This window comes from uncultured Phycicoccus sp. (assembly GCF_947495705.1).
Lineage (GTDB): Bacteria > Actinomycetota > Actinomycetes > Actinomycetales > Dermatophilaceae > Phycicoccus.
Genome location: NZ_CANLZR010000002.1, coordinates 1 through 16,562 on the forward strand (window position 1 = coordinate 1; position 16,562 = coordinate 16,562).

At 73.3% G+C, this 16,562-nt stretch carries 17 protein-coding genes; 4 read left to right on the forward strand and 13 right to left on the reverse strand.

What is annotated here, in order from left to right; genetic code table 11:
* On the reverse strand, positions 1 to 197 hold a 197-nt coding region (locus Q0963_RS03320; RefSeq protein ID WP_299442497.1), incomplete at its 3' end, for a hypothetical protein.
* Positions 198 to 313: 116 nt separating this feature from the next.
* Between Q0963_RS03320 and Q0963_RS03325 the strand changes: the two genes are divergently transcribed.
* On the forward strand, positions 314 to 829 hold the full coding sequence (locus Q0963_RS03325; protein WP_299442500.1) for a putative immunity protein: 516 nt from the start codon (positions 314 to 316) through the stop codon (positions 827 to 829).
* A gap of 39 nt (positions 830 to 868) precedes the next feature.
* Here Q0963_RS03325 and Q0963_RS03330 read toward each other — a convergent pair whose 3' ends face one another.
* Positions 869 to 1,045 carry a hypothetical protein gene (locus Q0963_RS03330; protein WP_299442503.1) on the reverse strand — a complete coding sequence of 59 codons (177 nt, stop codon included), beginning with the start codon at positions 1,043 to 1,045 and terminating at the stop codon, positions 869 to 871.
* Positions 1,046 to 1,145: 100 nt separating this feature from the next.
* Here Q0963_RS03330 and Q0963_RS03335 point away from each other — a divergent pair, with 100 nt between their 5' ends.
* Both Q0963_RS03335 and fahA read left to right on the forward strand, forming a co-directional pair.
* Entirely contained in the window at positions 1,146 to 2,003 is an 858-nt protein-coding gene (locus Q0963_RS03335; RefSeq protein WP_299442506.1) for a hypothetical protein, read from the forward strand.
* Between the two features lie 16 nt (positions 2,004 to 2,019).
* On the forward strand, positions 2,020 to 3,240 hold the full coding sequence (fahA, locus tag Q0963_RS03340) for a fumarylacetoacetase (protein WP_299442509.1): 1,221 nt from the start codon (positions 2,020 to 2,022) through the stop codon (positions 3,238 to 3,240).
* A 1-nt stretch (position 3,241) separates the two neighbouring features.
* On the opposite strand, the gene Q0963_RS03345 is transcribed toward fahA, so the two are convergent.
* Genes Q0963_RS03345 through hppD form a run of 3 tightly spaced genes read right to left on the reverse strand, consistent with a single transcriptional unit; the run spans position 3,242 to position 5,956 of the window.
* The gene (locus Q0963_RS03345; RefSeq protein ID WP_299442512.1) at positions 3,242 to 4,009 is read right to left on the reverse strand and encodes an RDD family protein; all 768 of its coding nucleotides are present in this window, start codon (positions 4,007 to 4,009) and stop codon (positions 3,242 to 3,244) included.
* Positions 4,006 to 4,704 (reverse strand): hypothetical protein, encoded by a 699-nt coding sequence (locus tag Q0963_RS03350; RefSeq protein ID WP_299442515.1) that lies wholly within the window; start codon positions 4,702 to 4,704, stop codon positions 4,006 to 4,008. The genes Q0963_RS03345 and Q0963_RS03350 overlap by 4 nt, the downstream gene beginning before the upstream one ends.
* Positions 4,705 to 4,717: 13 nt before the next feature.
* Positions 4,718 to 5,956: a 4-hydroxyphenylpyruvate dioxygenase gene (gene hppD, locus Q0963_RS03355; protein WP_299442518.1), complete on the reverse strand. Its 1,239-nt coding sequence runs from the start codon at positions 5,954 to 5,956 to the stop codon at positions 4,718 to 4,720.
* Positions 5,957 to 6,063: 107 nt separating this feature from the next.
* Between hppD and Q0963_RS03360 the strand changes: the two genes are divergently transcribed.
* Complete coding sequence (locus Q0963_RS03360; protein ID WP_299442521.1) at positions 6,064 to 6,561, forward strand: Lrp/AsnC family transcriptional regulator; 498 nt, start codon at positions 6,064 to 6,066, stop codon at positions 6,559 to 6,561.
* 10 nt (positions 6,562 to 6,571) lie between these two features.
* Here Q0963_RS03360 and Q0963_RS03365 read toward each other — a convergent pair whose 3' ends face one another.
* From Q0963_RS03365 to Q0963_RS03400, 8 genes are all read right to left on the reverse strand, one after another.
* Positions 6,572 to 8,416, reverse strand: a complete 1,845-nt coding sequence (locus tag Q0963_RS03365; protein WP_299442524.1) for a bifunctional UDP-sugar hydrolase/5'-nucleotidase — start codon at positions 8,414 to 8,416, stop codon at positions 6,572 to 6,574.
* 89 nt (positions 8,417 to 8,505) lie between these two features.
* The gene (locus Q0963_RS03370; protein ID WP_299442527.1) at positions 8,506 to 10,272 is read right to left on the reverse strand and encodes a DEAD/DEAH box helicase; all 1,767 of its coding nucleotides are present in this window, start codon (positions 10,270 to 10,272) and stop codon (positions 8,506 to 8,508) included.
* A gap of 95 nt (positions 10,273 to 10,367) precedes the next feature.
* The gene (locus Q0963_RS03375) at positions 10,368 to 11,327 is read right to left on the reverse strand and encodes a zinc metalloprotease (RefSeq protein WP_299442530.1); all 960 of its coding nucleotides are present in this window, start codon (positions 11,325 to 11,327) and stop codon (positions 10,368 to 10,370) included.
* Positions 11,328 to 11,449: 122 nt separating this feature from the next.
* Complete coding sequence (locus Q0963_RS03380) at positions 11,450 to 11,770, reverse strand: DUF3039 domain-containing protein (RefSeq protein ID WP_299442532.1); 321 nt, start codon at positions 11,768 to 11,770, stop codon at positions 11,450 to 11,452.
* A 23-nt stretch (positions 11,771 to 11,793) separates the two neighbouring features.
* Positions 11,794 to 12,354 carry a YqgE/AlgH family protein gene (locus Q0963_RS03385; RefSeq protein ID WP_299442535.1) on the reverse strand — a complete coding sequence of 187 codons (561 nt, stop codon included), beginning with the start codon at positions 12,352 to 12,354 and terminating at the stop codon, positions 11,794 to 11,796.
* Positions 12,351 to 14,438 carry a DEAD/DEAH box helicase gene (locus tag Q0963_RS03390; RefSeq protein WP_367180026.1) on the reverse strand — a complete coding sequence of 696 codons (2,088 nt, stop codon included), beginning with the start codon at positions 14,436 to 14,438 and terminating at the stop codon, positions 12,351 to 12,353. The genes Q0963_RS03385 and Q0963_RS03390 overlap by 4 nt, the downstream gene beginning before the upstream one ends.
* A 212-nt stretch (positions 14,439 to 14,650) precedes the next feature.
* A complete protein-coding gene (locus Q0963_RS03395) occupies positions 14,651 to 15,031 on the reverse strand; it encodes a VanZ family protein (RefSeq protein ID WP_299442538.1) in 381 nt (126 codons plus the stop codon).
* Entirely contained in the window at positions 15,028 to 16,491 is a 1,464-nt protein-coding gene (locus Q0963_RS03400; protein ID WP_299442541.1) for an NAD-dependent malic enzyme, read from the reverse strand. The genes Q0963_RS03395 and Q0963_RS03400 overlap by 4 nt, the downstream gene beginning before the upstream one ends.
* Positions 16,492 to 16,562: the final 71 nt, after the last annotated feature.

Genomic DNA, 16,562 nt, shown 5'->3' on the forward strand with positions numbered 1-16,562 from the left:
GCCTCCACCGCCCGCGCCTGACACGCCGACGCCGCCCCCTTCAACCGCTCCAGCTCGGCCACCAACGCCAACCGGTCCCGATCCGACAACGACCCGACATCGATCCCCGACAACGACTCCCGCACCCCCGCAACCCCCGACACAGCAGACCCACCGACCCGAACCCGGTCGGCGACCTGGCTGCCCATCCCCTCCATGACCCAAACCTAGACGCCACCGCCGACAACCCACTGGGGCCGGAACCGTGTCCGATCACGGAGGATGTGGAGGACGCCGCACTCGCCCCCGCGGCCCACAGCACAGGTGGTGACCCATGATCCTCCCGCCCGTCCGGGATCCCCGGCTGGTGACGGTGCGCCGCGGCGGGACCCTCGCGGACGCCGACCACCACCTTCTGGCCCTCTGGGCGGCCCAGTGCGCGGAGCACGTCCTCCCCCTGTTCGAGTCCGTCCGTCCGTTGGACCACCGGCCACGCGAGGCGATCGAGGCCGCCCGCGCGTGGGTCCGTGGCGAGCTCGCGATGATGCAGACCCGGGCAGCCGGAGGACATGCCATGGGCGCGGCCCGGGACCTCAGCGGCGCACCGCGGTTCGCGGCCTACGCCGCCGGTCAGGCGGCAGCCGTCGCCCACGTGGCCGCCCACGACCTCGGTGCCGCCGCCTACGCCATCAAGGCGGCGCGGGCGGCCGCACCTCCCGGTGCCGAGGAGCTCGCCCGACGAGCGGAGTGCCGGTGGCAGCGCGACCGAATCCCCGACGCGGTGCGTGAGCTCGTGCTCGATGACCAGCGGCTCCGGAACGACCTCTGCTGGTTCCTCTTCGACGCCTGACGGTCGGCGGTCCCCGGAGCTTGCCCGAGCGCACCCCGGTCAGGCGTCGTCCGCCCCCGGGACCTTGGCGTTCGGGCCGGTGGGTCCTTCCTGCACCTCGCCGGACTCGCCGTCAGGCTGGCCGGCCACGGCCTGGTCGTCGCTGATCGGGGTGTCGGCGTCCTCCACCGGCATCTGCTGCACCTCGGACACCTGGCCCTCGTCGTCTCCGCTCATGCCGAGACCGTAACCCGCCGGCCGGCCCCGGTCGGCCGAGCGGAACAGGGGCACCCCCACGCGGTCCGAGGTCAGGAGCCCTCGCGATACGTTTGGCCCCATGCCGACGACGCCCGACCTGCTGCGCGCTCTCGTCGACGACGCGGCGGTCTTCCCGCCCGCCCACAGCCCACTGCCCGACGCCGTCGCCGCCCATGCGCGGCACCGGGACGCCACGTACGGCGCGTGCGTGGGCCCCCTGCTCGTCCCGGCGGCCGCCGCCACGGACCTGCTCGCCCAGCTCGACACCGGCACCTGGGGTCGCCCCGACCCCCTCGGCGTCGGAGTCATCGCCCGCCCCGGCACCGACCCCGCGGTCCTGCGAGACGGCATCGCCCTCCTGGCCGCCGACCCCCGGGTCCGGGTCGCAGGCGCCGAGCTCGGCTGGACCCCGCAGTGGCGCCGCCTCGACCTCCCGGGAGACCTGCCCCTGGCCCTCGAGGTCCCCCGCGGGCGCTCCGCCCAGGACGACGCCGTCGCCGACGTTCGCGCCTCCGTCGCCGAGGGCGACGCCGTCGTCGCGAAGTTCCGCACCGGCCCCACTCCCAGCTGGCCCTGGCCCGACGAGTCCGAGCTCGCCACCTTCCTGCGCGCGGCCACCGGCGCCCCGGTCCCCTTCAAGCTGACCGGCGGCCTCCACCACGCGGTCCGCGGCACCTACGAGGTCGACGGGGTGTCGGAGGAGAACCACGGCGTCCTCAACGTCCTCGTCGCCACCTCGGCCGCCCTCGACGGCGCCAACCACGACACGGTCGCGGGGCTCCTCGCCGTGCGGGACGCCCGGGCCCTCGCCGACGTCGTGGCGGCCTGGACCGACGAGACGACCGCCCGGGCCCGGGCCGCGTTCACCTCCTACGGCTGCTGCACCGTCACCGACCCGCTCACCGAGCTGGCCGCCCTCGGCCTGCTCCCCCGCTGACCCGGAAGGACCCGCCATGACCTGGCTCGACCTGCCCGCCGACCACCCCTTCGGCCTGCACAACCTCCCTTACGGCGTCTTCTCGGTCGGCGACGGCGACCGCCGGGTCGGCGTCCGCATCGGCGACCACGTCCTGGACCTCGTGGCCTGTGCCGAGCGAGGCGGCATGGAGTCGGCCGCCGTGTGGCGCGGCGGCTCGCTCGACGCCTTCCTCGCCGAGGGCCGGCCGGCGTGGGCCGCGGCCCGCGAGTGGCTCACCGAACACCTGTCGAACGACGAGTACCGCGACTGCGTCGAGGCGAACCTCGTCCCGGTCGCCGACGTCACGATGCACCTGCCGTTCGCCGTCGCCGACTACGTCGACTTCTACGCCAGCGAGCACCACGCGACCAACGTCGGTCGCATCTTCCGTCCCGACTCCGAGCCGCTCACCCCCAACTGGAAGCACCTGCCGATCGGGTACCACGGCCGCTCCGGCACCGTCGTCGTGTCCGGCACCGACGTGGTTCGCCCCACCGGGCAGCGCAAGCCGCCGACAGAGACAACCCCCACCTTCGGCCCCAGCGTCCGCCTCGACATCGAGGCCGAGCTCGGCTTCGTCGTCGGCGGCGCCACCACCCTCGGCACCCCCGTCGACCTCGCCGACGCCGACGAGCACCTCTTCGGTGTCGTGCTGCTCAACGACTGGTCGGCCCGCGACCTGCAGGCGTGGGAGTACGTCCCGCTCGGGCCGTTCCTCGGCAAGTCCTTCGCGACGAGCATCAGCCCGTGGGTCGTGACGACGGACGCCCTGCGCGCCGCCCGGGTGCCGCTGCCCGGCCAGGACCCCGAGCCGCTCCCCTACCTGCGCGGCTCCGGCGACGGCCCGGGCACTGCGTACGGTCTCGACATCCACGTCGAGGTCGACTGGAACGGCACCGTCGTCTCCCGCCCGGAGTTCCGGGACATGTACTGGTCCCCCGCCCAGATGCTCGCCCACATGACCATCAACGGCGCCACGGTGCGTCCCGGCGACCTCTTCGGGTCGGGCACCATCTCGGGCGCCGCCACCGACACCCGGGGCAGCTTCCTCGAGCTGAGCTGGAGCGGGCAGGACCCGGTGATCCTGGCCGACGGCAGCGAGCGCACCTTCCTCGAGGACGGCGACACGGTGGTCCTGCGGGCCACCGCGCCCGGCCCCGACGGCTCCGTCATCGGCTTCGGCGAGTGCACCGGGACGATCCGCCCGGCGCGGTAGTTCAGCGCTTGAGGACGACGACGGTGTCGGCGACCTTGTCGTGCAGCGCCTGACGCTTGGGGTCCCACAGCAGCCAGGCGGGGTCGACGACCGAGAGCATCGTCCCGAGCACGCCGAGGACGGCGTGCAGCCCGAGCAGGGAGGACAGGACGGTGATCGCCTGCCGGCGCAGCGCCACGACGAGGGAGACCCCGCCGGGCTGCCCCGTGGGTCGCACGACCGTGCCGAGGACCATCTTCCCGGGAGTGGCGGCGCGCCAGACGAGGAAGGTGGTCTCGTAGAGGAGCCCGGCGGCCAGTCCGACGAGGGTGAGCGGCAGCACCGCCTCCGTCAGCGCCGACTGGAAGGCGTCCTGGTCCGGCGTCCGCCCCGCCAGGGCATCCGCGAAGTACGTCTCGAAGGCCGCCACGAGCGGCCCGAGGAACGGGATGGCCAGCAGCCCCGCCACCAGGCTCGTGAGGATCCAGTCGATGATGCGGGCCAGCAGCCGGCGCCACCACTCGGCGAGGACGGCGCCGTCGGCCAGAGCGCCCTTCGGCGCCGCCCCCCACGAGGGTGGCGCGCTCCACGACGGGGTCTGGGCGGCCTCCGCCTTGCGGGCCCGCTCCTCGACGCTCTGGACGTCCGGCGCCCGCCCGATCGTCGACGACCCGGCCGTCGGGGACAGCAGCGGTGTCGTGTGCCGCGTCCAGACGACCCCGTCGAAGTACCGCAGCTGCAGGGCGTCCTCGGGATCCTCGTACCAGCCGGGCGTCGTGGGGGTACTCATGGGGACAGCGTCCCATGCGGAGCCTGCCCGCCCCGCACCCCCTCGGCGAGTGCGAGCACGGTGTCGGCGACCCCCTCGGGGTCCACGAGGTGGTGCAGGTGCCCCGCCGCGTCCAGCACCGCCACCGGCCAGCCGTGCGCACGGGCGAGGGCCACCTCGTCGGCGTACCCGCCGCCGAACGCGAGGTAGGCCTGCGAGGCAGCGACCCAACCGGCCGGGGCCCCCAACCGTGAGCGGACGTAGGACATCGGCAGCCGAGGCTCCTGGGCGCGGATGGCGGCGAGGGTCCGCGGGTCGGGCAGGAGCGCTGCAACGTCCTCGTCCGGCCACCACCGGGTCCACGGGGGCAGGAGGCCGGAGTCGTCTGCGGTCGCAGCGAGACGCTCGATCAGCGACTCCGGGACCATCGCCACGGCCCCACCCCCGACGGGAGGGAGCGCCCCGTCGAGGTGCACCGTCACGGCGTCCCCGGCGACGTGCGCTGCGTACCGGCCCGCGTTGCTGTGGGTGAGGACGACGTCCGGCCTCACCTCGGCGGCCGCCGCAGCGAAGGTGATGAGCAGGTCCTCGGCCGACGCGGGGGCGGCCTTGGGGTCGGCGACGACGACGCCCCACCCGCGACGCCCGAGAGCGGCCGCGAGTGGGGCGTGGACGAGCCCGGGGAGGAACGGGCTCGGGAGGATCAGGGCGCGCACGCGCCCATCCTCGTCAGAGGTTGCCGCGCTTGTCCTGCTCACGCTCGATCGACTCGAACAGCGCCTTGAAGTTGCCCTTGCCGAAGCCGAGGGAGCCGTGGCGCTCGATGATCTCGAAGAACACCGTCGGGCGGTCGCCGAGCGGGCGGGTGAAGATCTGGAGCAGGTAGCCGTCCTCGTCGCGGTCGACGAGGATCTTGCGCTTCTGGAGCTCCTCGATGGGCACCCGGACCTCGCCGATGCGAGCGCGCATCTCGGGGTCCTCGTAGTAGGCGTCGGGGGTGTCGAGGAACTCGACGCCCTCCTTGCGCAGCTCGTCGACCGTGCGCAGGATGTCGTTCGTCGCGAGCGCGAGGTGCTGGGCGCCGGGGCCCTGGTAGAAGTCGAGGTACTCGTCGATCTGGCTCTTCTTCTTCGCGATGGCCGGCTCGTTGAGCGGGAACTTCACCCGGTGGTTGCCGTTGGCGACGACCTTGGACATCAGTGCCGAGTAGTCGGTGGCGATGTCGTCACCGATGAACTCGGCCATGTTCACGAAGCCCATGACCCGGTTGTAGAAGGAGACCCACTCGTCCATCTTGCCGAGCTCGACGTTGCCGACGATGTGGTCGAGGGCCTGGAAGAGGCGCTTCGGGGCGCCGTCGCGCTTGACGAAGGTCGAGGACGCGGGCTCGTAGCCCGGCAGGTAGGGGCCGGCGTAGGTGACCCCGTCGACGACCCGCTGGACCAGGGTGTGGCGGGTCTCGCCGTAGGTCGCGATGGCCGCGACGCGCACCGTGCCGTGCTCGTCGGAGAGCTCCTGCGGCTCCTGGACGATCGTGGCGCCGGCGCGCCGGGCCTGCTCGATGCACACGTCGACGTCCGGGACCTCGAGGGAGATGTCGACGACGCCGTCGCCGTGCTTGGCGTGGTGCTCGATGAGCGGGCTGGCGGGGCTCACGGCGCCCTGAACGACGAACCGGATCGAGCCGGACTTCAGGACGAAGGCCTTGTGGTCCCGGGTGCCGTTCTCGGGGCCGGCGTAGGCGACGAGCTCCATGCCCCAGACGCTCTGGTAGTAGTGCGCGGTCTGGGTGGCGTTGCCGACGACGAAGACGATGGCGTCCCAGCCGGTGACGGGGAACGGGTCCTGCTTCTCGTCGTAGTCGACCAGACCCACGAGCTGCTTGAGCTGCTCGAGGTCGAGGCCGGCCTGACGCTCCTGCTCGGTGAGGTCGATGTGGCCGCCGGACGTCGTCGTCGTGTCAGTCATCCCACCACTGTCCGGGAGCGAGTACAGATGTGCAACCACACCACGACACGGTGGTCAGCGTGCGCATGCTGTTGCCTCAGGACGGGCTGTACCCGGACAATGTGACCATGGCCAAGAACCACGGGGTGGACGCCCTCGACGCCCGGATCATCGCGCTGTTCACCGACGACCCGCATGTCGGGGTGCTCGGCGCCTCGCGCACCCTCGGGGTGGCCCGCGGCACGGTTCAGGCCCGGCTCGACCGGCTCCAGGAGCGCGGCGTGATCCGCTCCTTCGCCCCGCACGTCGACCCCGCGGCCGTCGGCTACCCCGTGACCGCGTTCTGCACCCTCGAGATCCGCCAGCGCCAGGGCCACGGGCCCGTCGTCGCGCACCTCTCGGCGATCCCGGAGGTGCTCGAGATCCACTCCATCACCGGCGTCGGCGACCTCGTCGTCCGCGTCGCCGCCCGCGACAACGCCGACCTCGGGCGCGTCATCGACGAGATCATCGACGACGTCCACGTGCTGCGGGCGAACACCGCGATCTGCCTCGTCACCCACCTCGAGCACCGCACCGGCCCCCTCGTGGAGGCCGCCGCGGCCGCCGGCACCGAGAGCGCCTGAGCGGCCCGGGTCAGGCCTGGATGACGACCGGCTCGCCGTCCGCGGTGAGCCGCCAGTCGACCGAGAAGAACGTCGGCGGGTCGATCTCGCCGCGCTCGGTGACCCAGTCGATGAGCAGCTGCCGGATCTCGACCTGGCGGTTGTAGACGACGGGGGCGTCCTTGACGTGCGGGAAGCTGCCGCCACCGGACTGCCGGTAGTTGTTGATCGCGATCACGAACTCGTCGGTGTCGGCCACCGGCGCCCCGTCGTACGCCAGGCCGGTGATCCGACCGCCCGGGGCCTGCGCGATGTCGATGTCGTACGTCAGCGGCGCGTCGAGGCCGCCCAGGATGTCGTAGTTGTAGTCGGGCGTGCCGCCCGGAGCCGTCGGGGTGACGGCGTTGGTCACCCGGTCGGGGGGGAACGGCCCGGCCGAGGACACCTGCTGGAAGTACGTCGCCGACTTCTCGAGGTAGTCCTTGACCTGCGCCCCGGTCAGGGTCACGCCGAACAGCGTGTTGTCGTAGATGTACAGCCCCGCGACGTCACGCACCGTCACCTCCCCCTGCGGGATGGCCGCACCCTTGTTGAACGGTGCGGAGATCGACAGCACCGGCAGGTCCGCGGGCTGGGTACCGGCCAGGGCGTCCTGGACCGCCTGCGCCTGGACGAGGTTGACGAAGTCCATCGCGGCCGTGTCCTCGTACCGCGACGTCGCCGCCGACATCGCCTCGGTACAGGTGCCGATGACGGAGTTGACGTAGGTGAGGACCTTCTCGTGCGCGGGCCGCACGAGCGCGGCGATCTCGGCGTCCTCGGGCACGGTGTTGGCGTTCAGGGTCGTGGCCCCGGAGGACGCCACCGACCAGCGCCCGCGCACCTTGACGAGGTCGAGGTCCATGACCGTGACCCGCATCCCCCAGTACAGCGGCTCGCTGAGCAGCACGTCCCGGCCCGTCGCGGTGTTCGTGACCTTGAGCTCGGGGATCTCGACGTGGGCGTGCCCGACGAGGATCGCGTCGATGTCGGGGACCTGCTCGGCGAGCAGCCGGCTCGCGTTCTCGGGGTACGGCAGCGCGTCGCCGTAGCTCGACGACGTCGTGGAGCCGGAGTGGCAGGAGACGACGACGACGTCGGCGCCGGCGGCCTTCATCCGGGGGACCATCACCCTGGCCTGCTCGACGATGCCGGGGAACCGGACCCGGCCCTCCACGTGGGCGGCGTCCCAGATGGCGACGCCGGGGGTCACGAGGCCGAGGATGCCGACCGTGATCGGCTGGTCGCCCGGGATCTTGACCCGCTTGAGGAGGTACGGCGGGAACACGGGCTCGCCGGTGTCCCAGTCGACGGAGTTCGCCGAGAGCAGCGGGAAGTCGCACTGGTCCTCGAAGGCGCGCAGGGTGTCGAGGCCGTAGTTGTACTCGTGGTTGCCGAGCGCGGCGGCGTCGTAGCCGAGGGCGTTCATCGCCGTGGCCATCGGGTGCTCGCTGCCGCCGGTGATCGGGTCGACCTTGGCGTAGTAATACGCGAGCGGCGTGCCCTGGATCGTGTCGCCGGCATCGAGGGTGATGCACGACGCGGCGCCGCGCTCCTGCCGGACGGCCTTGACGAGCGTGGCCGCCTTCGCGGCGCCGATCTCGTTGCCCCGGCTGTCGCTGTAGGCCCGGTTCGCGAAGTAGTTCCAGTTGTAGACGTTGCCGTGCAGGTCGGCCGTGCCGAGCACGGTGAGGCGGAACGTCTTTCCCGGGCCGCCACGGCCCGTGGGCGCACCCGCGTGGGCGGACGGGGCGGCGAAGAGGCCGACCCCGCCGACGGTGGCCATCGTGAGGAGCTGGCGGCGGGAGGCACTGGGGGTGGCGGTGGTGTCGGTCACGGGTCCGGACCCTAGCCGCCGCGACCCTGCCGGCAGGTGGACCCGGGGCGACGGATCGACGACGGCCGGGCGTGGCTCTCAGGCGCCGCTCAGCGACGGCCGACGAACCAGCGCCGGATCGCCGCGATCCGCTCCTGCACCTGCTCCCCCGTGGCCGAGGCGAGCTCCGGCCCGCCGCAGGCGCGTCGCAGGTCGAGGTGGATGGTCGCGTGCGGAGCGGCGGTCTTGCTCGAGTACGCCGCGACGAGCTTGTTCAGCTCCTTGCGCTGCGCCGCGAGCGCCCGGTGGGCCGCGACCGGGCTCGGCCCGGTCGGGTGTGCGGCGGGCCGCCCGCCCTTGGCCTGCTTGGCCTGGCGCTCGTGCAGCAGCGCCGCGACCTGGTCGGGCTCGAGGAGGCCGGGCAGCCCGAGGTAGTCCTGCTCCTCGGCGGAGCCCACCTCGGCGTGCAGCCCGAACTGCTTGGCGTCGAAGAGCACGTGGTCGAAGTGCGCATCGGACTCCAGCGCCTCGAACCGGGTCTCGTCCTCGAGCCCGAGGCTGCGCTCGGTGCGGTTCGCGGCCGCGAGCATCCCCTCCTCCTCGGCCCAGATGGACGCCTCGGACTCGTCGTCGCTGCGGCGGTCGAGGGCGTGGTCGCGCTCCTCCTCCATCGTCGCGGCGAGCTGGAGGATCACCGGGACCGAGGGCAGGAACACCGAGGCGGTCTCGCCGCGGCGGCGGGCCCGCACGAACCGGCCGACGGCCTGTGCGAAGAACAGCGGGGTCGAGGTCGACGTCGCGTACACCCCCACGGCCAGCCGTGGTACGTCGACGCCCTCGGACACCATCCGCACGGCGACCATCCACCGGGACTCGTCGCCGGCGAACTGCTCGATGCGGGCGCTGGCGCCGGCGTCGTCGGACAGCACGACCGTCGCGGCCTGACCGGTGACGGCCTCGAGGATGCGCGCGTAGGCACGGGCCGCCGTCTGGTTCGAGGCGATGACGAGGCCACCGGCGTCCGGGACGTGCCGCCGGACCTCCGAGAGGCGCCGGTCGGCGGCCGCGAGCACCGACGGGATCCACTCCCCCTTCGGGTCCAGCGCGGTGCGCCAGGCGTGCGCGGTCTGGTCCTTGGTCAGCGGCTCCCCGAGGCGCGCGGCGACCTCGTCGCCGGCCTTGGTCCGCCACCGCATCGCGCCGCCGTACGCGAGGAAGAGCACCGGGCGCACGACGCCGTCGCGCAGGGCGGCGGCGTAGCCGTAGGTGTAGTCGGAGGCCGAGCGGAGGATGCCCGCCTCGTCCATCTCGTAGCGGACGAACGGAATGGGGTTGGTGTCGGAGCGGAACGGGGTCCCGGTGAGCGAGAGGCGGCGGGTCGCCGGGGTGAACGCCTCCCGGATGCCGTCGCCCCACGAGCGGGCGTCGCCCCCGTGGTGGATCTCGTCGAGGATCACCAGCGTCGGGGTCGCCTCGGTGCGCCGCCGGTGGAGGGAGGGGTTGGCGGCGACCTGTGCGTAGGTGAGGGCGACGCCGTCGTACTCGCTGGACTGGACCCCGGCCGAGTTGGAGAACGACGGGTTGAGCTGGATGCCGACCTTGCCCGCGGCGTCGGCCCACTGGGTCTTGAGGTGCTCGGTCGGGGCGACGACCGTGACCGCACGGATGACGCCCCGGTCGAGCAGCTCGGTCGCGATCCGCAGCGCGTAGGTCGTCTTGCCCGCGCCCGGCGTCGCGACGGCGAGGAAGTCGGTCGCGTCGCCCCCGAGATAGGCGGCCAGGGCGTCCTCCTGCCAGGCCCGCAGCTTCGCCGCGGTACCCCACGCGGCCCGCTCGGGATAGGCGGGAGGGAGGTGACCGGCGGCTGAGGTACTCATGGGCGGACGCCACCATAGGCGCCCTCGCACCGACATGCCGAAAGCCCCGACGAAACTCGTCGGGGCCCTCGGGGTGTGCTAGCGCGGGGTGCGGGTCAGCCCGCCCGGTACGTGGTCCACAGGGACTGCATCCGCGTCGTCTGGCCGGACGTGAACGTGTTCATGCACGCGTCGTCGGTGTAGTCCATGAAGTTCGTGATCGGGTCGGCACCCGGCGAGGTGCAGGTGTCGCGGCCGGTCGGGCAGCCGTAGGCCGGTGACGCCTCGGGGGCGGTGTCGCTCACGTAGTCGCCCTGGCCGTTACACCCACCCTGGAAGGTGTGGTAGAGCCCGAGCCAGTGCCCGACCTCGTGGGTGCCGGTGTCGCCCTGGTTGTAGGGCGCGGCGCTGCCGCCGGGAAGGCTCTCGTCGAGCATGACGACGCCGTCCATCGGGTCGACCTGCGACTTGGGGAACGTCGCCCAGCCGAGGAGGCCGCCGCCGAGGTCGGCGGTGTACATGTTGAGGTCCCCCTTGCCGCCGGTGTGCAGGGCGTTCTTCATCTGGCGCTCGGCGCTGCTGCCGTTGGTGAGCCCGTTGTACCAGGAGGGGTTGTTCGTGTAGTCGGTGCTGGCCGTCTGGAAGGAGAAGCCGGTGCCGGCGTAGGCGTTGTTGAGCACCGAGAGCTGCGAGGCCAGCTCCGAGCTCGTGAGGTTCCCCTTGCTGCCGTCGGTGATCACGTGCCAGTGCACCGGGATGACCGTCGCGGCGAAGCCCCCGCCGGAGCCGGGCTTCTTGTCACCGCTCTTCGACGAGCCGACGCCCTTGGCGGCCATGTCCCGCTCGAAGCGCCGCTCCATCGCGGCGGCCTGGGCGTCGGTCAGCTCGTGCGGGTCGTGCCGGGTCCTGCCGTCGGCGTGCCGGCCACCGACCTCGTCGGTGTGGGTGAGGCACTCGGCCGCGGCGACGGAGTCGACGCCCGCCATCGGCTGGGCCACGGCGGAGCCGACCGGGAGGACGAGACCGGCGGCTCCGAGGGCCAGCGCGGCGAGCGCAGAGAAGGGACGTGTTCGCATGACGACCTTTCGACGGGGGTCGGTGCGCCGGTCCGGCGCGACCTCCAGGCAACCTAGGGCCGCGTCGTTCAGGTCCGGTTCCCGTGGCCGTAAAGAACCCGTAAGGAAGGTCTGCTGCTCGCCTACTCGCCGCCGTCCTGCGGTGCGCGGAGGCCTTCGTAGATCTCCTTGCACGTCGGGCAGACCGGGAAGCGGTCGGGGTTGCGCCCGGGGATCCAGACCTTGCCGCAGAGCGCCGTGACCGGCTCGCCGGTGACGGCGCTCTCGACGATCTTCTCCTTGCGGACGTAGTGGGCGAACCGCTCGTGGTCACCCGGCTCGGCCACCTCGGGGACGGTCTCGGTGCGCTCGAGGACCGCCGTCTGGGTCTGCGGCCCGTCGGGTCCGTCCGGTCCGCCCGGGCCTCCGGGGGCGGTCGGGTCCTGCGGCATCGTCTCGCTCATGCCGTCGAGGGTACGCCGCACCCTCAGTTGAGGGCGGGATCGGCCGGGAACCACGCAACCCAGCGCAGCGGCTCGGGCTGACGGCGCAGCACCGCCCGCCACAGCGCCTCCGGCTGCTCGGTGAAGACGTCGCCGCCCTCGGCCTCGACGACGAACCAGGAGCCGGTGTCGATCTCGACCTCGAGCTGGCCCGGGGACCACCCGGCGTACCCGGCGAAGATCCGCAGCCCGGCGACCTCCGGAACGACGAGCACCGGAGGGGTGTCGAGGTCGACGAGCGCGACGCTGCCGAAGAGCCGGCGCACCCCCGTGGGCTCCTCGCCGTCGCCGGGGACGGCGACGAGGCCGAGCGCGGAGTCGAGCTGCACCGGCCCGCCCTGGAACATCGTCGCGGGGCGGCTCGCGTGCTCCTCCCACCCGGGCAGGACGGACTGGATCTCAGCCTCGATCGGCCGGTTCAGCACGAGACCCTGCGCACCGTCCTCCCCGTGGTGGAGGACGAGCACGACGCTACGCCGGAAGACGCCGTCCTCGATCTGCGGGGTCGCGACGAGGAGCCTGCCGGTGCGAAAGGGCGCGCTCACGCACCCATTCTGCCCCCGCGTCCCGAGCCGCGTGCGGCACTCGGCGAGGTTCCGCGGCCGCCCTGCGGGCGCCCACTCTGGCCCCGACCACCGCGCGGGCCGCCCCGGTTCCCACCGGGGGCTCCACCGCGGCGACCGCGGGGCTGCCCCTCGAGGATCGGGCGCCACACCTGGTCGGGGACCGGGACGCCGCTGGGGGCCCGGCCGCCGATGGCGGCGATCGTCGCGTCGCCGGGCGAGACCCTGGTCGTCTGCGCCTCGGCGCCGGCGCCCTCGATGATGCGGGTGACCATCTTGCGCTGGTGCGGCAGCGCGATCATGACGACGGCGCCCTGCTCGCCGGCGCGGGCGGTGCGTCCCGCGCGGTGCAGGTAGTCCTTGTGGTCCTTGGGCGGGTCGACCTGGATGACCATGCCGATGTCGTCGACGTGGATGCCGCGGGCGGCGACGTCGGTGGCCACGAGCACGGGCATCTTGCCGTCCCGGAACGCGCCGAGGACGCGGTTGCGGACATTCTGGGTCAGCCCGCCGTGCAGGGCGGCCGCGAGGACGCCCCGCTCCCGCAGCTCGCCGGCGATCCGCTCGGCGCCCAGCTGGGTGCGCGCGAAGACGACCGTGCGCCCACCCCGGTTCGCCAGTTCGGCGGTCAGCGCCTTCTTGTCCTGCGGGTCGATGAGCAGCACGTGGTGCGACATCGTCGTGACGGCGGCCTGGGCCTCGTCGGTGGAGTGCGTGACGGGGTCGACGAGGTAGCGGTCGACGAGGGTGTCGACGCCACGGTCGAGGGTGGCGGAGAAGAGCAGCCGCTGCCCGCCGTCGGGCACGGCGTCGAGGATCGCCGTGACCTCGGGGACGAAGCCCATGTCGGCCATGTGGTCGGCCTCGTCGAGGATGGTGATCTCGATCCCCCCGAGGTCGACGGCGCCGCGGTCCATGAGGTCGACAAGCCGGCCGGGGGTCGCGACGAGCAGGTGCACGCCCCGCTGGAGGCTCTTGATCTGCGGCTCGTACGAGAGCCCGCCGGCGACGAGCCGGTGGGTGATGCCGGTGACGTGCACGAAGGGCTCGAGGGCGTCACTCACCTGCATCGCGAGCTCGCGCGTGGGAACGAGGACCAGGGCCCGGGGCCGCTTCGGCTGCGGCCGGACGCCGTCGTCGAGCCGGGCGATGGTCGGCAGGCCGAACGCCAGCGTCTTGCCGGAGCCGGTGCGCCCGCGACCGAGCACGTCGCGGCCAGCCAGGGCGTCGGGGATCGTCGCCGCCTGGATCGGGAAGGGGTCGGCGATGCCGTCGCGCGCCAGGCGCTCGACGAGGCGCTCGGGCAGCCCGAGCGCGGCGAAGCCGTTGTCGGAGGTCACCTCGCGCGGCCCCCCGGCCGTCGCGGAGCGGTACGTGGTCCAGGTGTCGGCCTCGGCGCGCTCGGCCTCGGCGTCCTCGAAGGAGCGCGGGCGGTCGGTGAACGCCGGGCGCTCGGCGTGGCGGCCCTCGTGCCGGTCGCGGCGGACCGGGTCGGCGACCCGCGGGGTGCGGTCGCGGACGGGACGCTCGCCCCGCTCACGGCGGGGGCGCTCGTCGTGCGGGCGGTGCACGTGGCGGTCGTCGCCGCCGGTGGAGACCCAGCGTGCGGGCCGGTCGTCGCGGCGTCGGTCCTCGTCACGGTCGTCACGGCGCACCTGCGGGCGGTCGTCACGGCGCACCTGCGGGCGGTCGTCGCGGCGCGGCTGCGGGCGGTCGTCGCGACGGAACGCGGGCCGCTCGTCGCGGCGCGGGGTGTCCGCACGGTCGTCGCGGCGGTCCTCGGGGCGGGTCCGGGGCATGCCCTCGCGGCGCTCGGCGCGCGACGGCTTGCCGCCGCGGCGCGGGTCCTCGCGGTCCCAGCGAGGGGAGCGCTCGGCGCGGGGGCGCTTCGGGCGGTCCTCGCCGTCGGCGGGGCGGCCGGCGCCGGGCCCGCTCGTCCGGGGGGCTGCGGCCTGGCCGCGGTGGGGCTTCTTGGGTCCCTTGCGGGACGCGGCCTTCTCCGCCTTCTGGGCAGCGGTCCAACGGGCCTTGGGCCCGGATGCCTTCTTGGGCATGGGAATGTTCACCTGTGTCTCGTCGTGGGGCTTCGCGTTCGGACAGACACGTCGTCGGCCGGTGGCGAAACAGCGATCACAACGAGTCTCTGGACCAGCAGTGGTCCGTGGGGCCGGTTCGACGGAGGGTGTCACCGGCGCCGCGAGGTGGGAGGGAGGTCGACCACGATCTGCGATCGGCCGGGCGCTGCCACGCGCCCGCCACCTCGGTGCGGAGGACGAGTCTACCAGCGGACGGGACCCCGGCCGGACGCCCGCCGGAGCCACCACACTCCGGCCGCCAGCGCGACCCCGGCGAGGTCGGCCAGGGCATCCAGCGGGTCCCCCGACCGGCCGGCCAGCACGACGCCCTGGACGACCTCGCTGACGACGGCGTGTACCGCCAGGAGCGCGACGACCGCGCGGGCCGGCAGTCGCGCGGCGAGCGCCAGCAGGGCCGGGACGAAGAAGACGACGAGGTGGACCACCTTGTCGGCGTGCGGGAACGGCAGATCGCCGGTCCCCTGCGGCGCGTAGAGCACCACGACCTGAACGAGCAGGGCCGCCCCGAGCGCCCCGAGCAGCAGCGGGCGCCGACGACGCGCCCCCCGGCCGGGGGTGGTCATCCGAGGTCGGGCAGGTGGGGACGGGCGTTGGGGTCGGGCAGCACGGGGGGCTCCTCGCTGGTCGCGGCGAGGACGGCCTTGCGGACGGCGTCGGCCACGACCGTGCTGACGTCGGGGTGGAACACGCTGGGGATGATGTAGGTCGCGTTCAGCTCGTCGTCGGTGACGACGGCGGACAGCGCGTCGGCGGCCGCGAGCAGCACATCCATCGTCACGTGCTTGCTCGCCGCGTCGATGAGCCCCCGGAAGACGCCGGGGAAGACGAGCACGTTGTTGATCTGGTTGGCGAAGTCCGAGCGGCCGGTGGCGACGACGGCGGCGTGGCGAGCCGCGAGGTCGGGGTCGATCTCCGGGGTCGGGTTCGCCATCGCGAACACGACCGAGTCAGGGGCCATCGAGGCCACGTCGGCCTCGGTGAGGATGTTCGGCGCGGACACCCCGAGGAAGACGTCGGCGCCGCGGACCGCGTCCGAGAGCGTGCCGGCGACGTCGTCGGCGTTGGTGTGCTCGGCGATCCAGGCGTGGTTCGGGTGGTCGCCGGAGCGCACGTCGGCACGCTGGCGGTGGACGATGCCGTCGACGTCGGTGACGACGACGTGCCGCGCGCCGGCGTGGAGCAGCAGCTTGAGGATGGCGGTGCCGGCGGCCCCGGCGCCGCTCATGACGAGGCGGACGTCCTCCAGCTGCTTGCCGACGACGCGCAGCGCGTTGCGCAGCGCCGCGAGCGCCACGATCGCGGTGCCGTGCTGGTCGTCGTGGAAGACGGGGATGTCCAGCTCCTCGCGCAGCCGCGCCTCGATCTCGAAGCAGCGCGGGGCCGAGATGTCCTCGAGGTTGATGCCGGCGAACCCCGGCGCGATCGCCTTGACGGTGCGGATGATCTCCTCGACGTCGGTGGTGTCGAGGCAGAGCGGGAAGGCGTCGATGTCGGCGAAGCGCTTGAACAGGGCGGCCTTGCCCTCCATCACCGGCAGCGCCGCGAGGGGCCCGATGTCGCCGAGGCCGAGCACCGCGGTGCCGTCGGTGACGACCGCGACGGTGTTGCGCTTGATGGTGAGCCGCCGGGCGTCCTCGGGGTTGCGGGCGATGGCCTCGCAGACCCTCGCCACGCCCGGGGTGTAGATGAGCGACAGGTCGTCACGGGTGCGGATCGGCACCTTGGACTCGACGGTCAGCTTGCCGCCGAGGTGCATGAGGAAGGTGCGGTCCGAGACCCGGCCGATCTCGACGCCCTCGACGGTCCGCATCGTCTCGACGATCGCGTCGGCGTGGTCGGGGTCGCGGGTGAGCATCGTGAGGTCGACCCGCATCCGGGCGTGGCCGGACCCGGTGACGTCCAGGCCGGTGACGACCCCTCCCGCCTCCTCGATCAGGCTCGTCATCTCGCTGACCGCCGTGGGGCGGGCCGGGAGGACGAGGCGGACGGTGACGCTGTTCGCGATGGAGGGTGCGGCGGCCATGGGCCCATCCAACCGCGTACCGGCAGGTAGGCCGAAACGGCGGTCGTGGTGGCGGGGCCGGGTGGGCCCTA